This is a genomic window from Aeromonas sp. QDB14 (genome assembly GCF_027707845.1).
Taxonomy (GTDB): domain Bacteria; phylum Pseudomonadota; class Gammaproteobacteria; order Enterobacterales; family Aeromonadaceae; genus Aeromonas; species Aeromonas caviae.
Genome location: NZ_JAPCJD010000198.1, coordinates 1 through 900, shown reverse-complemented (window position 1 = coordinate 900; position 900 = coordinate 1). Strand labels below are relative to the sequence as shown.

Genomic DNA, 900 nt, shown 5'->3' with positions numbered 1-900 from the left:
TACTGCCGCGCATCAAGATCACCGAACTGCTGATGGACGTGGACGACTGGACGGGCTTCAGCCGCCACTTCACCCACTTGAAGGACGGGGCCGAGGCCAAAGACAGGACGTTGCTGCTGTCCGCAATCCTCGGTGATGCGATCAACCTCGGGCTGACCAAGATGGCCGAGTCGAGCCCCGGCCTGACCTACGCCAAGCTGTCCTGGCTGCAAGCCTGGCACATCCGCGACGAAACCTATTCGGCGGCCTTGGCCGAGCTGGTCAACCACCAGTATCGCCACGCCTTTGCCGCCCACTGGGGCGACGGCACGACCTCATCCTCCGATGGCCAGCGCTTCCGCGCGGGTGGCCGGGGCGAGAGCACCGGGCACGTCAACCCGAAGTACGGTAGCGAGCCGGGACGGCTGTTCTATACCCATATCTCCGACCAGTACGCGCCGTTCAGCACCCGCGTGGTGAATGTCGGCGTCCGCGATTCCACCTATGTGCTCGACGGCCTGCTGTACCACGAGTCCGACCTGCGGATCGAGGAGCACTACACCGACACGGCCGGCTTCACCGATCACGTCTTTGCCCTGATGCACCTGCTAGGCTTCCGCTTCGCGCCGCGCATCCGCGACCTCGGCGAAACCAAGCTGTACGTGCCGCAGGGCGTGCAAGCCTACCCGACGTTGCGCCCGCTGATCGGCGGCACCCTGAACATCAAGCACGTGCGTGCCCACTGGGACGACATCCTGCGCCTGGCCAGCTCGATCAAGCAGGGCACCGTCACCGCCTCGCTGATGCTGCGCAAGCTCGGCAGCTACCCGCGCCAGAACGGACTGGCCGTGGCCCTGCGCGAGCTGGGCCGGATCGAGCGCACGCTGTTCATCCTGGACTGGCTGCAAAGTGTTGAACTGC

At 65.4% G+C, this 900-nt stretch carries 1 protein-coding gene; it reads left to right on the top strand.

Features of this window, described 5'->3' with window-relative positions:
* On the top strand, positions 1-900 hold a 900-nt coding region (locus tag PG887_RS22485), incomplete at both ends, for a Tn3 family transposase (protein WP_270822958.1).